This window comes from Prevotella sp. TCVGH (assembly GCF_023522295.1).
Classification (GTDB): Bacteria; Bacteroidota; Bacteroidia; order Bacteroidales; family Bacteroidaceae; genus Prevotella; species Prevotella timonensis.
This window is the reverse complement of record NZ_QFFX01000040.1, coordinates 21,479-28,059: the sequence shown is the minus strand read 5'-3', so window position 1 is coordinate 28,059 and position 6,581 is coordinate 21,479. Positions and strand designations below refer to the sequence as shown.

Genomic DNA, 6,581 nt, shown 5'->3' with positions numbered 1-6,581 from the left:
TAGAATGAATGAAAAAATTTGACAAGTAAATTAGGAAAAGTGAATAAAAACTGTCAAGTGATTTTAGGAAAGTACAAACAGTCTGTTTTGGACAACTATCTTCATGAGTTAGTGCTGTTATCTACATGGGTCAACAACATTGAAGCATGTAGACAATGGGCTTAACTATATGAATACCTAAACCAACTCTAAGCAAGAGAGGCGAACAACAAAAATCTGTGAAAGTGATTGACAATAGCATGAATAGGAGCCATTCGTAGGGACAGAGTTGGTTTACAATCCCATACCGATAAGAAGTATTGCAAATCCTATCAATAATTAGGTTGCAACAATGATATACAGAATAGAAAAAGTCGCTGATATTCAGCGACTTTTTTAATTATATGTTAGTTTGTTTTAATTTGTACCAACTTATCCGAAGTTATCAAACATGATAGATTCAGGATCGACACCAATACTATCTAACATTTTCTGTACAGCGGCACTCATAGGACCAGGACCACACATGTAGTATTCTATATCTTCGGGTGCCTCATGATCCTTCAAGTAGGTATCATACATTACTTGATGAACAAAACCAGCCGTGTATTTTACTCCTGCTTCATCAGCTACTGGATCAGGTCTGTCCAAAGCCAAATGGAAGTGGAAGTTAGGATATTCTTTTTCTAACTCGTGGAAATCGTCTAAGAAGAAGGCTTCATTCAAAGAGCGAGCACCGTAGAAATAGTGCATCTCGCGATCTCTTGTGTGCAGCGTTTTAAGCATATACATGATTTGGCTTCGTAGAGGAGCCATACCAGCACCACCGCCGACCCAAATCATCTCTTTCTTAGAGTCGAAGATTGGATGGAAGTCACCGTAAGGTCCACTCATCTTTACCTTATCACCCGGTTTCAAAGAGAAGATATAACTGGAAGCAATTCCCGTAGGAACATTTTGGAATCCTACCTGTGGACGTGGCTTAAATGGAGTAGATGCAATACGTACCGTCAGCATGATAATATCACCTTCCTCAGGATAGTTCGCCATAGAGTAAGCACGAACGGTAGGTTCTGGATTGTGAGCCTTGAGTGATAAGATATTAAATTTCTTCCATGCACCAATGTATTCTTCGCCAATGTCATTCTTGTCGAAATCTTTGTCGTAATCAATAACATCAAACGCAGGAATAGATATTTGAGCATAAGAGCCTGGAATGAAGTCCATATGCTCGCCAGGAGGCAATTGCACTTTGAACTCTTTGATGAAGCTCGACACGTTTTTATTGCTGATGACGGTGCATTCCCATTCTTTAACACCTAAAACGGTTTCAGGTATTTTGATTTTTAAGTCACCTTTCACCTTGCACTGACATCCCAAACGCCAATTATTCTTTATCTCTTTTCTTGAAAAGTGAGGACGCTCTGAATCCAAGATTTCACCACCTCCTTCAATCACTTGTAATTTGCATTGTCCACAACTGCCCTTTCCGCCACATGCAGAGGGTAAGTAAATTCCATTTTGAGTGAGGGTACTCATGATAGAAGCACCTTGTGGAACGCTGAGTGTCTTATCTTCGTTAATAATGATGTTGACATTTCCGCTTGGAGACAAATATTTTTTTGCAACAAGCAAAATAATGACAAGTAAGAGTATTACACTCAAGAAAACAATAATACTTGTTAATATAAAACTAAAGTTCATAGCTAATTATATTTTTAGTCCAGAGAAGCACATCATGGCGATAGCCATTAGTCCTACTGTTATAAATGTAATACCGAGTCCTTGCAAAGGCTTTGGTACATCACTATATTCTAATTTCTCACGGATAGCACCCATCAACACAATAGCGAGTGTCCATCCTAATCCACTACCCACGGCATAAGCGATGGCATCGAAGATATTACCGATATATTGGGTGTTGCTTGGATCCAAGTTGATGCGCTGTTGCATAAACATGGAGCCACCCATGATGGCACAGTTTACGGCAATCAGTGGGAGGAATATACCCAAAGACGAATACAATGAAGGACTGTATTTCTCCACCAACATTTCAACTAATTGAGTGATACCTGCGATGACCGCAATAAAGATGATAAAACTAAGATAGCTTAACCCTAATGGATCGAGTATTTTGGTTTGTAGGAGATAGTCCACTGGGACGGTGACAAAAAGTACAAACGTCACAGCCATTCCTAAACCAAACGAGGTTTTCACATTCTTCGATACTGCCAAAAATGAACACATTCCTAAAAAGAATGCAAAAATCATATTGTCGACAAATATCGATCTAAAAAATAATGATATGATATGTTCCATAATAATTCTAATTAAAATATTTAGTATCCGTTACTTTTCTTCTTTATAGAAATATGCGCGGTGAATCCAAATAACACATCCTACAAGAATCAATGCCATGGCTGGCATCGCCATCATACCATTATTCATATATCCAAAGTCATAGAATGACGATGGAATAATCGTAAATCCTAATAAAGTACCTCTACCAAATAATTCACGGAAAGCTCCCACAATAACTAAAATCATTGCGTAACCTAACCCATTACCTACTCCATCAAGAAAAGATGGCCAAGGTTTGTTCATCATTGCAAATGCTTCTAAGCGTCCCATCAGAATACAGTTGGTAATAATCAAAGCCACATATACTGAAAGCTGAACACTTACATCATACGCATAAGCTTTTAAGATCTGACTGACAATCGTCACTAATGCCGCAACGACAACCAGCTGCACGATGATACGGATTCGCATTGGGATGGTGTTGCGAATAATCGAAATAATTACATTTGAAAATGCAGTAATAACCGTCACTGCCAATCCCATGACAATAGCTGGCTTTAATTGTGAAGTTACTGCCAAAGCCGAACAGATTCCCAAGACTTGAACCAAAATAGGATGATCCAAATTGAGAGGGTTTGTAAAGACTTTCTTATTTTGTGTTGAAAATAATGACATAATTATAAATCAATTTAATGAGCTTTTAAGAAATTCATATATGCACCTAAACAAGTCTGCAACATCTCAGTAACACCGTTAGAAGTGAGCGTAGCACCCGTTATACCATCGACTTGCGTGGAAGGGTCTTCCACCTTCTTACTAACAGCCAATGCGATTTTGTTGGGATCTTGCGCAAATAGTTTTTTACCTTGGAATTGGTTTTGCCATGCGCGATTGTCTTTAATTTCAGCACCCAATCCAGCTGTTTCACTTTCATGGTCAAAGTAAGTTCCGAAGACAGTCGACTTATCTGCATTAATGGCAATATAACCATTGATAGCTCCCCATAGTCCCATGCCATAAACAGGTATCACATATTTGGTTTGTCCATCAACCTTACAAACGAAGAGTGCTAACTTTCCATTCTTAAAGTCGGCTGAATTGAGCTTAAAACCGTAGTTTTCTCCACCCTGTTCACCTTTCTCAAGAACATTCCCTTGCTCATCTATAATTTCATCAGCAAGTACAACTTCTTGATACTTTGCAGCAGCTTCTTCATTGTTCAAATCTCTAATATTCAACGAATTTAATATCTGCTTCTTCTTGTCCAATGCAACGTTAGCATCTTGCATAGGTTTCAAAGCCTGGAATACAAAAGCTAACAAGAACGCAACAAGAATCACGATAATGATTGAATATATAATCGTATAGGAATTAGAATTGGTATTCAATCCTTTTTTATTTTCTTCAGCCATTGTCTTATTTATTATCAGCAGTTAAACGTTTCATTCTATTACTAATATTGTGTTGAACTACACAATAGTCAATCAGTGGGGCAAACATATTTGCAAACAATATGGAGAGCATCATACCTTCTGGATATCCCGGATTCATGACACGAATAATCACTGTCATTACTCCAATCAGAGCTCCATAGATGTACTTACCCGTCTCTGTGCGTGCAGATGTTACTGGGTCAGTGGCCATAAAGACAGCACCAAAGCAAAAACCTCCTAAAATTAAATGTTCATACCATTCAATAGGAGTCATTCCAAGAGATTGGAAAAGCACTGCCATGATACCACCTCCTGCAAAAACACTGAACATTGTTTTCCATGAAGCAATGCCTGTGAGAAGTAAGAGTATCGCACCCAAGGCTATCGCAATAACACTTGTTTCTCCAACAGAACCGGGTATTAATCCTATCATCATTTCATTGATGGTATAAGGGATTTCAGTGTGCTGCGCCAACTCACCTAAAGGAGTTGCCATTGTAGTAGCATCTGGTAATGTATTTCCTAATCCAAAAATGGAATGATTAGCTACCCAAACTGTATCTCCTGTCATTTCACTTGGATATGAAAAGAACAAAAAGGCACGAGCCGATAAAGCAACATTAAAAATATTCATGCCTGTACCCCCAAATATTTCCTTGCAAAAGATAACTGCAAATGCAATGGATAAAGCTAACATCCATAAAGGACAGCTTATTGGAATAATGAGTGGCATCAACATACCTGTAACAAGATAGCCTTCTTGTATCTCTTCTTTTTTCCATTGTGCCCAGGCAAATTCAATACCTAATCCCACAATATAAGAAACCAAAATCTTTGGTAACAGTGCAAGAAATCCAAACCCAAACATCTCCCAAAAGGAAGCGTTTGCCAATTGGCCTGCAGCAGAATAGTTTTGATAACCAATATTATACATTCCAAACAAAAGCGCAGGCATTAGAGCAATGACCACTAAACTCATGATTCGCTTGGAATCAATGGCATCATGGATATGTGCACCTGTCTTGGCTGTTGTGTTCGGAACATAAAGGAAACTCTCAAAACCGTCATAAATACTCCAAAAAGCGTGGAGTTTTCCACCTTCTTCGAAGTGTGGCTTGATTTTATTTAAATATTTTTTCAAACTCATGTCCTTATGCGTTTTCTTTTCTTAATATGTCCAGACCATTGCGTACAATCTTCTGAAGTTCCAACTTAGAAGAATCTACAAACTCAGCAACGGCAAAGTCTTCTGGTGAAACTTCATAAATACCTAACTGTTCCTGTTTGTCAATATCTCCAGCTATTAAAGCTTTTATCAGATATTCACCAAAGATATCCATTGGCAACACCTTATCATATTCGCCGCTCATAATCATGTGGCGTTTTCCTCCTTTAATACGAGCATCCACATCGTACTTCTTGTCTTTCCCCATTAACCAAGAGAAATAACTGTGTGAAGCAGAGAATTGATTGGTTCTTGGTAAAATCCAACCAAATAACTCGTCAGCTTGATTACCTTCTGGAATGACACATACCTCTGAAGTATGGGCTCCTAAGAAATCATTCAGATGACACTGTCTTCCTGTCAAAGGATTTCCGTTGATAATACGAAGACATTCTCCATCTTCTGGATTTATCTTTTTTGTCACTTGTCCAGCTAAGAGGTCTGATATCGGAGCTCCCACCAAAGCATCAACATACATTGGTTCGTTCACTTCACTACCTGCTACAGCCACTGTTCGTGTAAGTTGTACTTTGCCTGTCAAGAACAAACGACCTATGAATATCACGGCAGTAGGATCAACGGTCCAAACTACTTCGCCTTTATTTACAGGTGCGATGTGGTTAATTTGCACACCAACATTACCCGAAGGACATGGACCATCGAAAACGGTCACTTCAACATCTTTTGCTTGCGTTAATGCTGTTGCTTTCTGATTCGCATGAATATTCAGATAGGTTCTCGCTATCTTAGACAAAGCCGTTAATCCAGTCTGAAAAGCTTCTTCATTGCCTTGCAGCTCAAACTCAAACTTTCCTGCCAAAGGCATGTTTCTAAATCCCGACACGAAGATAGCTCTCGGACATTCTTTTGGGTTAGTTGATACCGCATAAGGCAACTGGTTGATATAACCGAAGATGCCTGCTTCTAACAATGATTCGATGACTTGCTCAGAAGAAAGTTGAGTTACATCTTTCTTTCCGTAATCAACAAACTCTTGTTGTTGTGAAGTTTCCACGACAACAGCCATTACCTTGCGCCTTTCACCTCTCACGATTGACTTTACTTTCCCACTCACAGGCGATGAGAATTTCACCTCAGGAAAGTTCTTGTTGACAAAGAGTGCTTCACCAGCTTTCACTTCGTCACCAATGTGTACAATCACTTTAGGGGTTACACCGACAAAATCGTCTGGAACGAGCGCATATTCATGACTCAGTTTCAAGGACGTTTTTTCATCCTTGGCTCTCCCTTTAAGATTAATGTCTAAGCCCTTACGTAACTTAATTACATTTACCATAAATTATATAAATTAAATCTTGTTCAAACAAAAAAGCATATATGAATTTTCTAAACGCTATCTGTTTGGCAAAATTAGTAACTTTTACTGATTAATAAAAGAAATTCCAGGCATTTATTTACTTCGTACAGAAAAATGATGTAATTTTGCAGCCAATTAATAAAGATTGCCCTGAGAAAGTTCAAAAATATATTAAATATTGCTTTATGGAGCATTGTAGGATTTTATCTTACAATAGTTATTTTGTTGCACATTCCAGCAATTCAGACTTTAATGGGGCAACAAGCGGGAAGCTATTTATCCAAACGTTTTGGAACACAAGTTCGTGTCGAACGAGTTTATTTAG

General features: G+C 38.4%; 7 protein-coding genes. 1 reads left to right on the top strand and 6 read right to left on the bottom strand.

From position 1 onward, the window contains the following. The first annotated feature begins 18 nt into the window (after positions 1-18). Positions 19-165: a hypothetical protein gene (locus tag DEM91_RS08460; protein ID WP_249858608.1), complete on the top strand. Its 147-nt coding sequence runs from the start codon at positions 19-21 to the stop codon at positions 163-165. Positions 166-411: 246 nt separating this feature from the next. Here the strand turns inward: DEM91_RS08460 and nqrF are convergent, their stop codons facing one another. The 6 genes from nqrF to DEM91_RS08430 are packed head-to-tail and all read right to left on the bottom strand — an operon-like array spanning position 412 to position 6,235. Next, positions 412-1,683 carry an NADH:ubiquinone reductase (Na(+)-transporting) subunit F gene (gene nqrF / locus DEM91_RS08455; protein WP_025072700.1) on the bottom strand — a complete coding sequence of 424 codons (1,272 nt, stop codon included), beginning with the start codon at positions 1,681-1,683 and terminating at the stop codon, positions 412-414. A gap of 6 nt (positions 1,684-1,689) precedes the next feature. Beyond that, entirely contained in the window at positions 1,690-2,298 is a 609-nt protein-coding gene (gene nqrE / locus DEM91_RS08450) for an NADH:ubiquinone reductase (Na(+)-transporting) subunit E (protein WP_008121834.1), read from the bottom strand. A 30-nt stretch (positions 2,299-2,328) separates the two neighbouring features. Continuing rightward, on the bottom strand, positions 2,329-2,955 hold the full coding sequence (locus DEM91_RS08445; protein WP_249858607.1) for an NADH:ubiquinone reductase (Na(+)-transporting) subunit D: 627 nt from the start codon (positions 2,953-2,955) through the stop codon (positions 2,329-2,331). Between the two features lie 14 nt (positions 2,956-2,969). Further along, positions 2,970-3,692 carry an NADH:ubiquinone reductase (Na(+)-transporting) subunit C gene (nqrC, locus tag DEM91_RS08440; RefSeq protein ID WP_249858606.1) on the bottom strand — a complete coding sequence of 241 codons (723 nt, stop codon included), beginning with the start codon at positions 3,690-3,692 and terminating at the stop codon, positions 2,970-2,972. Between the two features lie 4 nt (positions 3,693-3,696). Then, positions 3,697-4,860: an NADH:ubiquinone reductase (Na(+)-transporting) subunit B gene (locus tag DEM91_RS08435; RefSeq protein WP_249858605.1), complete on the bottom strand. Its 1,164-nt coding sequence runs from the start codon at positions 4,858-4,860 to the stop codon at positions 3,697-3,699. A 4-nt stretch (positions 4,861-4,864) separates the two neighbouring features. Further along, entirely contained in the window at positions 4,865-6,235 is a 1,371-nt protein-coding gene (locus tag DEM91_RS08430; protein ID WP_249858604.1) for a Na(+)-translocating NADH-quinone reductase subunit A, read from the bottom strand. Positions 6,236-6,581 lie beyond the last annotated feature (346 nt).

What these genes read in the sequence shown, in the direction of transcription:
- nqrF (WP_025072700.1), bottom strand. Translation starts at nt 1,683, where the DNA reads ATGAACTTTAGTTTTATATTAACAAGTATTATTGTTTTCTTGAGTGTA.
- nqrE (WP_008121834.1), bottom strand. Translation starts at nt 2,298, where the DNA reads ATGGAACATATCATATCATTATTTTTTAGATCGATATTTGTCGACAAT.
- DEM91_RS08445 (WP_249858607.1), bottom strand. Translation starts at nt 2,955, where the DNA reads ATGTCATTATTTTCAACACAAAATAAGAAAGTCTTTACAAACCCTCTC.
- nqrC (WP_249858606.1), bottom strand. Translation starts at nt 3,692, where the DNA reads ATGGCTGAAGAAAATAAAAAAGGATTGAATACCAATTCTAATTCCTAT.
- DEM91_RS08435 (WP_249858605.1), bottom strand. Translation starts at nt 4,860, where the DNA reads ATGAGTTTGAAAAAATATTTAAATAAAATCAAGCCACACTTCGAAGAA.
- DEM91_RS08430 (WP_249858604.1), bottom strand. Translation starts at nt 6,235, where the DNA reads ATGGTAAATGTAATTAAGTTACGTAAGGGCTTAGACATTAATCTTAAA.